The organism is Nitrospirillum amazonense, from assembly GCF_029594735.1.
GTDB lineage: Bacteria > Pseudomonadota > Alphaproteobacteria > Azospirillales > Azospirillaceae > Nitrospirillum > Nitrospirillum amazonense.
The window spans coordinates 1,140,926-1,153,708 of record NZ_JARPAF010000002.1 but is presented as its reverse complement, the minus strand read 5'-3'; the positions used below and the strand labels follow the sequence as shown (position 1 = coordinate 1,153,708).

11 protein-coding genes are annotated in these 12,783 nt (G+C 67.5%); 8 read left to right on the top strand and 3 right to left on the bottom strand.

The window, feature by feature from the left end:
- The first annotated feature begins 95 nt into the window (after positions 1 to 95).
- From P5F91_RS11440 to P5F91_RS11420, 5 genes are all read left to right on the top strand, one after another.
- Positions 96 to 875 carry a hypothetical protein gene (locus P5F91_RS11440; protein WP_145613969.1) on the top strand — a complete coding sequence of 260 codons (780 nt, stop codon included), beginning with the start codon at positions 96 to 98 and terminating at the stop codon, positions 873 to 875.
- Between the two features lie 91 nt (positions 876 to 966).
- Entirely contained in the window at positions 967 to 1,482 is a 516-nt protein-coding gene (locus P5F91_RS11435; RefSeq protein ID WP_145613970.1) for an RNA polymerase sigma factor, read from the top strand.
- Positions 1,482 to 2,465, top strand: coding sequence for a FecR family protein (locus P5F91_RS11430; RefSeq protein ID WP_277907218.1), 984 nt, complete (start codon positions 1,482 to 1,484; stop codon positions 2,463 to 2,465). Before P5F91_RS11435 ends, P5F91_RS11430 begins: the two co-directional genes overlap by 1 nt.
- Positions 2,466 to 2,588: 123 nt before the next feature.
- Positions 2,589 to 5,525, top strand: a complete 2,937-nt coding sequence (locus tag P5F91_RS11425; protein ID WP_277907217.1) for a TonB-dependent receptor — start codon at positions 2,589 to 2,591, stop codon at positions 5,523 to 5,525.
- The gene (locus P5F91_RS11420; protein ID WP_145613973.1) at positions 5,525 to 6,790 is read left to right on the top strand and encodes a histidine-type phosphatase; all 1,266 of its coding nucleotides are present in this window, start codon (positions 5,525 to 5,527) and stop codon (positions 6,788 to 6,790) included. Before P5F91_RS11425 ends, P5F91_RS11420 begins: the two co-directional genes overlap by 1 nt.
- A 65-nt stretch (positions 6,791 to 6,855) precedes the next feature.
- Here the strand turns inward: P5F91_RS11420 and ettA are convergent, their stop codons facing one another.
- Positions 6,856 to 8,532, bottom strand: coding sequence for an energy-dependent translational throttle protein EttA (ettA, locus tag P5F91_RS11415; protein ID WP_088871006.1), 1,677 nt, complete (start codon positions 8,530 to 8,532; stop codon positions 6,856 to 6,858).
- A gap of 126 nt (positions 8,533 to 8,658) precedes the next feature.
- Between ettA and P5F91_RS11410 the strand changes: the two genes are divergently transcribed.
- Positions 8,659 to 9,111, top strand: a complete 453-nt coding sequence (locus P5F91_RS11410) for a YaiI/YqxD family protein (RefSeq protein WP_211102832.1) — start codon at positions 8,659 to 8,661, stop codon at positions 9,109 to 9,111.
- A gap of 28 nt (positions 9,112 to 9,139) precedes the next feature.
- On the opposite strand, the gene P5F91_RS11405 is transcribed toward P5F91_RS11410, so the two are convergent.
- Positions 9,140 to 10,774 (bottom strand): calcium-binding protein, encoded by a 1,635-nt coding sequence (locus tag P5F91_RS11405; protein WP_145613975.1) that lies wholly within the window; start codon positions 10,772 to 10,774, stop codon positions 9,140 to 9,142.
- A gap of 298 nt (positions 10,775 to 11,072) precedes the next feature.
- On the opposite strand from P5F91_RS11405, the gene P5F91_RS11400 reads away from it, so the two are divergent.
- Positions 11,073 to 11,801 (top strand): tetratricopeptide repeat protein, encoded by a 729-nt coding sequence (locus tag P5F91_RS11400; RefSeq protein WP_186455044.1) that lies wholly within the window; start codon positions 11,073 to 11,075, stop codon positions 11,799 to 11,801.
- Positions 11,802 to 11,879: 78 nt separating this feature from the next.
- On the opposite strand, the gene P5F91_RS11395 is transcribed toward P5F91_RS11400, so the two are convergent.
- Positions 11,880 to 12,005: a hypothetical protein gene (locus tag P5F91_RS11395; protein WP_277907216.1), complete on the bottom strand. Its 126-nt coding sequence runs from the start codon at positions 12,003 to 12,005 to the stop codon at positions 11,880 to 11,882.
- Here P5F91_RS11395 and P5F91_RS11390 point away from each other — a divergent pair.
- On the top strand, positions 11,992 to 12,759 hold the full coding sequence (locus P5F91_RS11390; protein WP_186455045.1) for a tetratricopeptide repeat protein: 768 nt from the start codon (positions 11,992 to 11,994) through the stop codon (positions 12,757 to 12,759). The two genes, P5F91_RS11395 and P5F91_RS11390, sit on opposite strands and share 14 nt — an antisense overlap.
- Positions 12,760 to 12,783: the final 24 nt, after the last annotated feature.

Below are 12,783 nucleotides of genomic sequence, written 5' to 3'. Positions count from 1 at the left end.
CGGCACCCGAGAGAATTGGCAGTTGGAATGGCGTCCCGGGGGAACGACCCCGGGACGCCATTTTCTTTTGACGCCGGGCGCCGTAGCCTCCCGTCATGCTGAGGGAATGGATCGCCAGCCGGCTGACGCTCTGCCCGCCCGCCGCCCGGCGGCTGGGCTACCATCACGAGTCCGCCGCCATCACGGCGCGGGCCCGGCGCCAGCGCGCCGCGTGGGCATTCCATCTGGCCAACAGCCACCGCACGGTGGCGCAGGCGGCACAGCGCTTCGGCCGGGGCGGCACCCTGCTGGTGCTGGGGTCCGGGCCCTTGCTGGACCTGCCGCTGGACATCCTGACGCCCCGCTTCGGCCACATCGTCCTGGCCGACATCGCCCACGGGCCGGAAGCCCGCTGGCGTGCCTGGCGCGACACCAAAATCACGCTGGACCTGGTGGACCTGACGGGGACGGCGGCCGACATCGTCGCCGGCCGGCCGCTGAAGCCCCATTGCGACGCGTACGTCGATACCGCGCCGGACCTGGTTCTTTCCCTGAACTTGGCCTCGCAGCTGCCGCTGGCGGCGCGCGGCCTGGTGGCGGCGCAGGAAGGGGAAACGGCGGCCGATGCCCTGGCGGCGGACATCGTGCGGGCACACCTGGACCATGTCGCGCGCCTGGCCGCGCCCTGCCTGATCCTGGCGGATATCGAGCGGCGTTGGCTGAACGGCCAAGGCCGCATCCAAAGGGTCGAGGACCCCTTGTTCGGCCTGACACTGCCGGGGGAGCCCCTGGCCACTTGGCCATGGACCGTGGCACCCGCCGGTGAAATCACCCGCGACAAAGGCTTCGAGACCACCGTGGCGGCCCACCTGCTGCCGGCCCCCCCTCCGCCTTAAGGCCGGGTCATGAGAATGTCACGCGCCGGAGGTCGCAAATGGTGGCGGTTGGTGATAGAGGCCGCGCCATCGAGGGCCAAAGGCGCACGCCATGACCGAGGATTCGCTTCCAGAACGCACCAGCCTTTACCGGTTCATCATGCGCCGCGTGGGTGATCCCTGGGTCAGCGAAGACCTGGTGCAGGAAACCTTCATCCGCCTGTTCACCTACCGGCTGAAAAGCACGGTGGGCGACAGCGCCGCCCTATGCTTCCGCATCGCCCAGAATCTGGTGCGCGATCATTTCCGCGCCAGCCGCCGGGCCTCCACCGAGGAGTTGGGCGACGACCTGGCCTGCGACGCGCCCCGGGCGGAAGAGGTGATCATGCATCGTCAGCGCGTCGCCGCCTTTCAACGGGCGCTGGATGCCATGCCGCCCCTGCGCCGCGAGGTCTTCATCCGGCGCCGCCTAAAAGGGGAAAGCCTGCGCGATATCGCCCAGACGCTGGACATCAGCGAGGCGGCGGCTGAAAAACATGTGGTGCGCGCCTTGGAATGGCTGCATCAGGAGATGTCCCGCAGTGAGCGCGCGCGCCCCCGCGCCACGCGGCAGGAGGAATTGCCGTGATGGCCGAGCGTCGCGATGTCTGGAGCCCCAGCCCGGTGGAAGAGGCGGCCCGCTGGGCCCTGCGCCGTGCCGACGCGCCCCTGACGCCGGAGGAGGAAGCCGCCTTCCAGGCCTGGCTGGCGGCCGACCCAGGCCATCGCGACAGCTATCAAGTGCTGCACGCTACCCTGGAGGACCCAGCCCTGACCGAGGCGATGGCCGGCCTGGACGCCGCACGACGCGCGGCCCGCCAACCCAAGTCCAGTGACGACCGTCGGGTGCGGCGCCTGCTGCCCGGCCTGGCTCTGGCGGCCTGCGCCGCGCTGGCGCTGGTTGTTGTCTGGCCCAACATCGACCGCTACATGGCGACACCGCTGCGCTATGAGACGGCCGGTGGCCAAGGCCGCACTGTCACCCTGTCCGATGGCACGGCCCTGAACCTCAACGGGGATACGGTGGTTGAGGCGCGCCTGGGCCACGGCCATCGCTGGCTGACCCTGAGCCGGGGCGAAGCCTATTTCGACGTGGCGCACGACAGCGACCGGCCCTTTGAAATCGAGGCCGGCGGCCGCGCCGCCATCACCGTGCTGGGTACCGCCTTCGACGTCGATCTGACGCGCGACGTGGTTGAATTGTCGGTCTATCGCGGCCGGGTGCGCTTCACCGCCGCCGGCGCCGGCACGGGCCGGGAACTGACGGCCGGCCAGCGCGCCGCCGTGCACAACGGCCAGCTCCAGGCTCTGGCGGACTTCAACCCCGCCGCCGAAGACTGGCGCCAAGGCTGGCTGGAGACGGAAGGCATCACCCTGGGCCGGCTGGCGGAGCGGCTGAGCCGCCGCAGCCCGTTGCCCATCGTGCTGACCGACAGCCGCCTGGCGACGCGTCAGGTTTCCGGCCGCTTCCGCCTGGATGATCCGGCGCGGCTGCTGGGCACGCTGGGCCGGGTGCATGGCTTCACCGTGGATCGGCAGGCCGACCGACTGCTGTTGGTTCCCGCGGCCTGAGTCTCCGAGCCCCGCGTCTTATAAGCTTCATAAAATTCGATGTCCGGTTTCGAGGCCTCCGGTCGTCTTCCGGCCCGAGGTCGCGCCCACGGGGGGACGCGGCCACGGGATTTGGGGACAAGAATGAAGAACCTGGACACGCCGCTCACCGGCACCCTGCGCCGCTTGCGCGCCTCGGCCTCCGCCCTGGCGCTGGCCACGGCCGCCCTGACCGCCACGGCGCCGGCCGCCCCGGCGGCACAAAGCTTGACGCAATTCATCATCGCCGCGGGCGACCTGCGTGGCGCCCTCAACGCCTTTTCCCGCGCCACCGGCATGCAGGTGCTGGCCGACCCGGCGCTGCTGGACGGCAAGCGCACCGGCGGCCTCAACGGCGCCTTCAGCACCTCGGATGCGCTGGGCCGCCTGCTGGCCGGCACTGGGCTGGACTACACGCTGGATGGCGACAGCGTCGTGCTGAAGATGGGGGCCACCAAAGCCGCGACCGCCGCCCCGGCGGCCACCGCGCCCGCCGGCAGCCTGGCGGCCGCCGACGCCAGCCCGTTGGAGGAGATCGTCGTCACCGGCTTCGCCGGCAGCGTCACCCGCGCCTTGGATACCAAGCGCCAGGCGGACAACGTGGTGGACGCCATTTCGGCTGAGGATATCGGCAAGTTCCCCAGCCAGAACGTGGCCGAGGCCATGCAGCACATCCCGGGCGTCACCATCTCCCGCGACCGGGGCGAGGGCCTGTTCGTTCGCATTCGCGGCCTGGGGCCCGATTTCGAGGTCACCACCCTGAACGGCCGCAGCATGGCGGTGAACGAGAACGTGCGCGACAGCGGCCAGTCGGGACGCAACTTCCGCTTCGACACCCTGCCGTCGGAGCTGGTGTCGGGCATCGAGGTGGTGAAAAGCCCCCTTGCCAGCCAGGATGAGGGCGCCATCGGCGGCCTGGTGAACATCCGCACCTTTCGCCCGCTGGAGCTGGGCGACCTGACCTTCACCGGCTCCGCCAGCGGCAGCTACGCCCAGCTGGCCGACGCCGCCGACCCTCACGTCTCCGGCCTGACCAGCTGGAACAACGACGCCAGGACCTTCGGCGTCCTGCTGGCTGCGGTGTATGACGAACGCACGGTGCGCCAGGATCGCGTGCTGGGCAGCAACTGGACCCTTTACCCCAACGGCATCGACACCAACGGCGACGGCAAGGCCGACAGCGGCGCGGTCATCGACGCCAGCGGCGTGCGCCCGACCCTGGAAATGCAGCACAGCCGCCGCGTGGGCATGAACGCGGCGGCGCAGTGGGCGCCGAATGACAATCTGGAAGTCGGGCTGGACGTGCTGTTCACCCGGTTGAACATGCACTACGACGAGAAGACCTACTCCGCCGACTGGACCATATCCAAGGCGGTGCCGGGCAGCGTGTCCATCCGGGATGGCGCTATTGTGGCGGCGACCGCGCCGGTCAGCGTGCAGATCGGGCGCGAGGAGTCCGACCTGCTGCACACCAACTACCAGGTAGGCCTGAACGGCAAATACCGCATCGACGGCTGGACCCTGTCGGCCGACGGCGCCTACAACCGCGCCGACAGCGGCACGCCCACGCCCATCCGCCGGTCCCGCATCCTGGGGTCCGCCGGCCAAGTCAGCTTCAGCATGCCGTCGTCGGACGATGGCGTGCCCAGCCTGAACTATCTGACCGCCGACCTGAACTCCATCACCCTGCTGCCGGGCCGCCGCCTGGAATGGCGCACCGAGAATGCCAAGGACACCGAAGGCGCCATCCAATTCGATGCGGAGCATGACCTGGACTGGGGGCCCTTCTCCAAAATCCAGATGGGCGCCAAGTACCGCGACCGGGGCCGCGACTATGACCGCCGCGACCTGACCATCACCCAGAACATCGCCGGCCAGTACTTCCCCGCCAGCTATTACGACAGCTTCCCGGTCAGCGGCTTCCTGGCCGACGCCTCCGGCACCCTACCCCGCACCTGGCTGGTGCCGGACACCAGCGCCTTCTACAGCCGCATGGATCCCAACCTGGTGAACCAGCCGCTGACCGCCGCCGACCAGCGCAATTCCTACAAGGTGACGGAAACCATCGGCGCCGGCTACGTCATGACCAGCCTGTCCACCACCCTGTTCGGTTTGCCCCTGCGCGGCGACGCCGGCGTGCGCGTCACCAACACCGACCAGACGTCCAGCGGCAGCGCCACCAGCGGCACCAAGGCCATCCCGGTGCGGTACGAGCGCATCTACACCAACGCCCTGCCCTCGGCCAACCTGGTGCTGGAGCTGCAGCCCGACGTGCAGCTGCACCTGGCGGCGTCCAAGGTCATCACCCGGCCGTCGCTGTCCAGCCTGGGCCCGCAGATCACGCTGAACTCCTCCAACACCATCTTCACCGCCACCGGCGGCAACCCGCAGCTGCGCCCGTACGAGGCCTGGCAGTACGACGCCTCGGCCGAGTGGTACTTCACCCGCAGCAGCGCGCTGATCGCCGACTTCTTCTACAAGGACATCAGCACCTTCACCTTCAACCAGGTGACCCCGCTGGTGGTGGACGGGCAGAGCTATCTGCTGACCGCCCCCGTCAACGGCGGCGGCGCCCATGTCATCGGCGGCGAGCTGGCCTATCAGCAGCTGTTCACCTTTCTGCCCGCCCCCTTCGACGGCCTGGGCTTCCTGGCCAACCTCACCATCACCAACTCCGGGGCGACCTACCACGACATCACCACCGGCCGCTTCTTCGAGGCCGACCTGCCCGGTGTGGCCCGTCACAGCTACAACCTGACCGCCTTCTATGAGAAAGGCCCCATCGGCGTGCGCGCCGCCTACAGCTGGACGGGCAACATCCTGAACCAGGTGGGCACCAACGGCCTGTCCTCGGTCAACGATCGGGCCTTCGGCACCCTGGACCTGAACGCCACCTACGCGGTGGACGACCACCTGACCCTGACGGCGGAGGCCATCAACGTCACCGGTGCGGCGCAGAGCCAGTATGTGAACAACGGCATCTTCGCGACATACACCGACTTCGGCCGCACCTTCCGGTTCGGCGTGCGGGCGAAGTATTGATGCGCGGCAAGGCCCTGCTGCGGGGGCTGGCGGCGGCGATGCTGCTGCTGGCCCTGCCCGCCCGGCCGGAGGCGGCCGGGGCGGCAGAAGACCAGTTGGAACGGGTGGTCATCCTGACCCGGCACGGCATTCGCGCCGCCATGTCGACACCAGAGGAACTGGGCCGCTGGACGGCGGAGGCCTGGCCGGCCTTCGCCGTGCCGCCCGGCCACCTGACGGCCCACGGCTTCCAGGCAGCCAGCCTGTTCGGCGCCTATTATCGGGAGCACTACCGGGCGCTAGGCCTGCTGCCGACCGGGGACTGCGCCGCCGCCCAGGTGCACGCCAACCTGCCCCAGCGCACGGTGGAGACGGGGCGGGCGCTGGCCGAACAGCTGTTGCCCGGTTGCCCCGCCCGCGTCGACACCGTGTCGACCAAGGCCGACCCGCTGTTCGATCCCGTGCCGGCGGGGGCCACGCATCTTGATCCCGACCTGGCCCTGGCCGCGGTGCGCGGGCGCATCGGCGACGCCACGGCCTGGACGGCGGCGCATGCCGACACGGTGGAGGCCCTGCAGCGCCTGCTGCTGAACTGCGCCCCGGCGGAATGCCACGCGCAGGCCCAGCCCGGTGGCAGGCTGGCCAGCCACCGGTTGTTGACCGACGTGCCGTCGTCGCTGGATCGGGGCCAGGGCGAGGACTGGCTAAGGTTGCAAAGCCCGCTGGCCACGGCGTCAGGCCTGACGGAAAGCCTGATCATGGCCTATGCCGATGGGGCGCCGCTGACCAGCCTGCTGGGCGGGCGGGTGAACGCCGACGCGCTGAACCGCGCCGGCGCCGCGCATGCCGCCGACCTGGATGCCCGGCTGCGCACGCCCTACATCGCCCGCGTGGGCGCCGGGCCGCTCGCCCGGCATCTGGTGGACCTGCTGGCCGGCGACGGCCCCGCCGTCACCGTGCTGGTGGGCCACGACGGCACCCTCCTGCTGCTGGCCGGCCTGCTGCGCCTGGACTGGGTGCTGCCGGGCTATCAGCCCGACCAGGTGCCCCCGGGAGCAGCGCTGGTGTTGGAACGCTGGCGCCGGGCGGACGGCCAAACCGTCATCCGCACCCGCTTCACGGCGCAAAGCCTGGACCAGCTGCGCGCCCTGGCGCCCCTGACGGAGGCCCAGCCACCCCTGTCGACACCCGTCTTCATCCCCGGGTGCAGCGAGGCCGGCCTAGCGATGGACTGCCCGCTGGAGCAATTACGCCGCCTAGTGGCGGATGCCACGCGAGGCGAATGAGCCACCAACGAAAACGGGGAGCGGCGTGACCGCTCCCCGTTCCCCATTCCACTGACCCTAGCCGCTCAGTTGCGCACCAGCGGGCGGTACTTGATGCGGTGCGGCTGGTCGGCCGCGGCGCCCAGGCGGCGCTTGCGGTCGGCTTCGTAGTCCTGGTAGTTGCCCTCGAACCAGACCACTTGGCTTTCGCCCTCGAAGGCCAGGATGTGGGTGGCGATACGGTCCAGGAACCAGCGATCGTGGCTGATGACCACGGCGCAGCCGGCGAAACTGACCAGCGCCTCTTCCAGGGCGCGCAGGGTTTCCACGTCCAGGTCGTTGGTCGGTTCGTCGAGCAGCAGGACGTTGGCGCCGGACTTCAGCATCATGGCCAAGTGCACGCGGTTGCGCTCACCGCCCGACAGCTGCCCCACCTTCTTCTGCTGGTCGGACCCACGGAAGTTGAAGGCGGAGACATAGGCGCGGCTGGGCATGGACTTCTTGCCCAGCTCGATGATGTCCAGGCCGCCGGAGATTTCTTCCCACACCGTCTTGTTGGGGTTGAGGGCGTCACGGCTCTGGTCGACATAGCCCAGCTTCACCGTCTCACCCACCTTGAAGGTGCCGGCATCCGGCGTGTCCTGGTTGGTGATCATGCGGAACAGGGTGGTCTTGCCGGCGCCGTTGGGGCCGATGATGCCCACGATGCCGCCCGGCGGCAGGCGGAAGGACAGGTCGTCGATCAGCAGGCGGTCGCCGAAGCCCTTCTTCAGGTGATCGGCCTCGATGACCACGTTGCCCAGGCGGGGCGGCACGGGAATGACGATCTGCGTATCGGTGATCGCCTCCTTCGTGCTCTGGGCCAACAATTCCTCGTAGGCCTGGATACGGGCCTTGGACTTGGCCTGGCGGGCGCGCGGGCTCTGCCGCACCCATTCCAGTTCCTGGGCCAGTTGCTTCTGGCGGGCGTCCTCGGTGCGGCCTTCCTGGGCCAGGCGCTTTTCCTTCTGCTCCAGCCAGCTGGAGTAGTTGCCCTCGTAGGGGATGCCCGAGCCGCGGTCCAGTTCCAGGATCCAGCCGGTGACGTTGTCCAGGAAGTAACGGTCGTGGGTGACCATCACCACCGTGCCCTTGTAGTCGGCCAGGAAGCGCTGCAGCCAGGCGACGCTTTCGGCGTCCAGATGGTTGGTCGGTTCGTCCAGCAGCAGCATGTCGGGCTTGGACAGCAGCAGCTTGCACAGCGCCACGCGGCGCTTCTCACCACCCGACAGCTTGGTCACGTCGGCGTCACCCGGGGGGCAGCGCAGCGCGTCCATGGCGATGTCCACGGTGCGCTCGATGTCCCAGGCGTCGGCGGCGTCAATCTTCTCCTGCAGCTCCGCCTGCTCGGCGATCAGCGCGTCGAAGTCGGCGTCCGGGTCCGCCATGGCGTTGCTGACCTCATTGAACCGGTCCAGCAGGCCCTTAGTGGCGCCCAGGGCGTCCATGACGTTTTCCTGGACGTTCTTGTTGGGATCCAGCTGCGGCTCCTGCGGCAGGTAGCCGACAGACACGCCGTCGGCGGCCCAGGCCTCGCCGTTGTAGTCCTTGTCCAGGCCGGCCATGATCTTCAGCAGGGTGGACTTACCCGAGCCGTTCACGCCCAGCACGCCGATCTTGGCGCCGGGGTAGAAGCTCAGCCAGATGTTCTCAAACACCTTGCGGCCGCCGGGGTAGACCTTGGTCACACCCTTCATCACGTATACATATTGGTACGACGCCATGGGCTGTCTCTTCACAAAGGGTGGCAACAAGGGCAGGGTCTGAGCCCAGCCGGCGACGCCTTTTACCCCACCATCCCACCCGCGCGCAACGCAGGCGGCACGCATTCGAAAGCCTTAAACCCTATGCTGGATATCTATGTCGATGCCGACGCCTGCCCCGTGAAGGAAGAGGTGTTCAAGGTGGCGGAGCGGTACCAGCTGAAGACCTATTTGGTCTCCAACGGCCCGCTGCGGGTGCCGCCGGGGGGCCTGGTGCAGCTGGTGGTGGTCAGCGACGGTTTCGACGCCGCCGACGATTGGATCGCCACCCATTGCGGCGTGGGCGACATCGTCATCACCGCCGACATCCCGCTGGCGGATCGCTGCCTGAAGGCCGGCAGCCGGGTGATCGGGCCCACCGGCCGCCCCTTCACCCCGCAATCCATCGGCACCGCCATCGCCACCCGCGCCCTGATGAGCGACCTGCGCGCCATGGGCGTGGTCCAGGGCGGCAACGCCCCCATGGCCAAGCGCGACAAGTCGCAGTTCCTACAGGCCCTGGACCAGGCGGTGAACGCCGTGAAGAAGATGGGCAAATAAGCGCCGCACCTTTCTGACTGCAATAGGATCAGCCGTGATAAGTGAGGGCTAGATAGGTGAGACCACCGGCGCCTGACGTCCCCACCGTTTGGGTGACATGGTTCTGGATGTCAGCCAGGCTGAGCCCCGCCAGGGTGACATAGGTATTGGCGCTCCCACCTGCGCCGCCCAGCGCTGCCTGCAGCGTAGCCCCCTTGAAGCCGTCCGCGCCCTCGTCAGCGCCCCAAGTGGAAGTCGATGTGCTGGAATAACCCCAGATGGTGATGGTGTCGCCCGCATGAAAATTGACGACCGTGCTCCAGCTCGCCAGACCATCCTGGGCATCGATGAAGAACACATCACTCCCTCCATCCTGGCCGGTGGCACCCACCAAGAAATTTGAACCGCCGCCGCCGTCCAGCACATTGCTGCCGGCAGACACCGCCAGGGCGTCCTGGCCAGCCCCACCCCGCAGGTAAACGTTGGGCCCCAAGGCTTTTATCGCCACGTTGTCATTGCTTGACCACAGGAACTGGCTGCGCAGGTAATCCACCGGCCCCTCATAAGGGGAGAAAGCGGCGGAGGTGGAAGATTGGCTCGCCGTGGTGTCGGTCCATAGCACCGCCGGCCGGTTGACCGACAGGACGTCCGCCGTATAGGTCGTGCCATAGCCATGGGAATAAGTGCCAACGATGGGATCATAAAGGTCGGTGTCCGTAAGGTTGGCCGCCCCCGCGTCGATGCCCAGTTGCAAGCTCCCCAAACCGGAAACGGCGCCCACCGTCACAACATAGGACTTGCCTGAACCGTTCACGTTCGTGACCGTCCCGTCCGCCGTCCCTGTCTTCACCAGCATGAAGTCACCAGCGTCCACACCGGTAACATTGTCGTTGAACGTCACTTGATACTGAGCGCCGCCATCAGGGGTGCCGCCCATGGATGTGATGCTGGATACGAAAGCCTCATGCCTGGCCGTAGACAGCACTGCAGTGGCACTCACATCCTGGACCCCATCGGAGACAACTATTTGAACAGTAGCCGTATTATGGCCCGCCGCATCTCCTTGTATGTATAGTTTCAACCAGTCAGCATATGAGACGGTTACGCCATTTGCATTATTGGAGAGGATGGAAACAGAGTTGCCTCCATCCCACCACCGGATCGTGGATTTGAAAGTGACGGTCGTCGGCGTCGCACCAGGTAAGGGCACGATTGAAAAAAGTGACGCCAAGGGTATGTCCGACTCGCCGCTGTTCGGCATGGACCGGGCTATCGGGGTCACTACCGTGCTCAGTTGGACGATGCCGTCGCTGAACTGCGCGTACTGCACACCGGACAGTGTGTCGGTGCCGCCATCCGGCGTGGTGATGGTGACCGTGGCACCCGCCCGGGTGACGGCCGCCTGGCTTTGCTTAACGTCATATAGCGCGGTTGTTACCGACCCGGTACCGGTGATCGTGTCGTCCCCAGCCCCGCCTACCAGCAAACCGGCACCCGTGATGGAATCATCGCCGGCGCCACCGACCAGGATATCCACGCCCCCGCCGCCGGTCAGCGTGTCGTTGCCACCGGCGCCGCTGATATAGTCGGCCATGGCCGTGCCAACCAAGGCGTCATCACCCGACGTGCCGATAATGCGTTTGCCTCCATCCGGCAGCGACACGGTGGTGATCGTCTCAGTCATCCTTTTCTCCTGCCATCGCCGTGAACGATCTGCGCCACCATGGGCTGGACCGGTCTGCTTATCTTTACGTGCAAAACTTACCAGCAATATTGCACAGGGCGACACGATGCGGAACCTCCACCGTCGCTATAGGCAGACGGCCCGCTGCCAAAGACCAGCGGCGCCAGGACGGAAAGAAGCATGTCACGTCGAAATCACAGACTCCGTGCCAGCCGCGCCCCCTTCCCGCCCCAATACGCCGGCAGGCTGAATTGGGCGGCCGCGGTGCCGCGTCACCGCCGTTATGGAGGGTTTGGGCATGCAACATGGTTCCTGGCGCAAATCCGCCGTGCTGGCGGCCACCCTGGTGCCCCTGTGCGCCGCCCTGGCTGACGGGGTGGCCCTGGCCAACACGCAGAAAGGCGTCGGCGCGTTCGAGCGCAAGGATTACCCCACCGCCCTGGCCGAACTCGCGCCCCCCGCCGACAAAGGCGATGCCGAGGCCCAAACTTATCTCGGCTGGATGTATGAGAAGGGGCTGGGCGTACCGGTGGATTACGCCCGCGCCCAGGCCTGGTACCGGAAGGCGGCCGACAAGGGCCACGCCCACGCCCTGAACAACCTGGGCTCTCTCTACTATCTGGGCAACGGTGTCCCGAAGGACGCGGCCAAGGGCATCAGCCTGTTCCGCAAGGCCGCCAAGAAGGGTGACGCCCAGGCCCAGATGAACCTGGCAATGATCTATTATCTCGGTCAGGACGCGCCCAAGGATGACGCGGAAGCCGCCCACTGGGCCCGCGCCGCCGCACGCCAGGGCGACCCGCACGCCCAGACCCTGCTGGCCCGCCTGTACGACACCGGCGCCGGACTGCCGCGCAACCCGGTGCTGGCCTACACCCTGATCGTGCTGTCCGGCGACAACCCCGACGCCCAGGCCCTGCGCACCCGCCTGGACGGCGAACTGACGACCGCCCAGAAAGCGGAGGCGCAAACCCTGGCCAAGACATGGCGCCCCGGCCAGCCGCTGCCGACGGCGACGCGGACGTAATTGCCTGTCACTATCTCGCCTTAGTTGTTGAGCACTCTCCGCCAACACGCTCGGTAACGGGCCGACGCATGGAGGGTGTCAGATGGGGAACAGCAGATTGGAATGGCCGCGCATGTCGCGTGCCTTGATCTTGGCGGCGTGGGCCACCGCCGGATTGACCGTCGCGGTGGCACCAGCCGGTGCTGCGACGATGCAGGCTGACACGCCACCGACATCCACCATTCCAGCCGTACAAACCGCCGCGACATCCACCCTGGACCAGGGTATCGCAGCCTTCGAGGCGGGGAAGGAAACCGAGGCAGTGGCCTTGCTGATGCCGCTGGCGGAAAAGGGCGACGCCGAGGCGCAAACCTATCTCGGATGGATCTATGAAGAACCAACGGTGACGATCGAGCCGGCCTCGGGCCGGGGCGCCTCGCCTCGGTTCGTCCATGACAACGTCAAGGCCCGCGCCTGGTACGAAAAGGCCGCCGCGCAGGGCCACGCCCATGCCATGAACAACCTGGGCTCGCTCTATTTCCTGGGGCGGGGCGTGCCTCAGGACCCCGCTAAGGGCCTCGCTCTGTTCAAACGGGCGGCGATCAACGGCGACCTCCAGGCGCAAAAGAACCTGGCCGGCATCTACAGCCTGGGTATCGGCACGCTGAAGGACCCCGAAGAGGCGGCGAGATGGGGCACGGAGGCCGCGCAACAGGACGACAAGGACGCGCTGTATTGCCTCGGCACCCGATATGAGGTGGGTGACGGGGTGCCCAAGGATGCCGTCGCCGCTTACATTCTGCTGAACCTCAGCCACAGCACAAGCCCGGAAGCCGCCGCCTTGCGCACGCGGTTGGAGCAGCGGCTGTCCGCCGACGAGCGGCAATCGGCTCATGCCATGGCGGCGGATTGGCATGTGGGTACGCCGCTGCCGTTGCCCATGCAGGCCCATGGGCTGTTGCAGCCGGTGGCGCACTGACACTTGCGCGCCACGTTCGTGGCA

What these genes read in the sequence shown, in the direction of transcription:
- P5F91_RS11440 (WP_145613969.1), top strand. Translation starts at nt 96, where the DNA reads ATGCTGAGGGAATGGATCGCCAGCCGGCTGACGCTCTGCCCGCCCGCC.
- P5F91_RS11435 (WP_145613970.1), top strand. Translation starts at nt 967, where the DNA reads ATGACCGAGGATTCGCTTCCAGAACGCACCAGCCTTTACCGGTTCATC.
- P5F91_RS11430 (WP_277907218.1), top strand. Translation starts at nt 1,482, where the DNA reads ATGGCCGAGCGTCGCGATGTCTGGAGCCCCAGCCCGGTGGAAGAGGCG.
- P5F91_RS11425 (WP_277907217.1), top strand. Translation starts at nt 2,589, where the DNA reads ATGAAGAACCTGGACACGCCGCTCACCGGCACCCTGCGCCGCTTGCGC.
- P5F91_RS11420 (WP_145613973.1), top strand. Translation starts at nt 5,525, where the DNA reads ATGCGCGGCAAGGCCCTGCTGCGGGGGCTGGCGGCGGCGATGCTGCTG.
- ettA (WP_088871006.1), bottom strand. Translation starts at nt 8,532, where the DNA reads ATGGCGTCGTACCAATATGTATACGTGATGAAGGGTGTGACCAAGGTC.
- P5F91_RS11405 (WP_145613975.1), bottom strand. Translation starts at nt 10,774, where the DNA reads ATGACTGAGACGATCACCACCGTGTCGCTGCCGGATGGAGGCAAACGC.
- P5F91_RS11400 (WP_186455044.1), top strand. Translation starts at nt 11,073, where the DNA reads ATGCAACATGGTTCCTGGCGCAAATCCGCCGTGCTGGCGGCCACCCTG.
- P5F91_RS11390 (WP_186455045.1), top strand. Translation starts at nt 11,992, where the DNA reads ATGCAGGCTGACACGCCACCGACATCCACCATTCCAGCCGTACAAACC.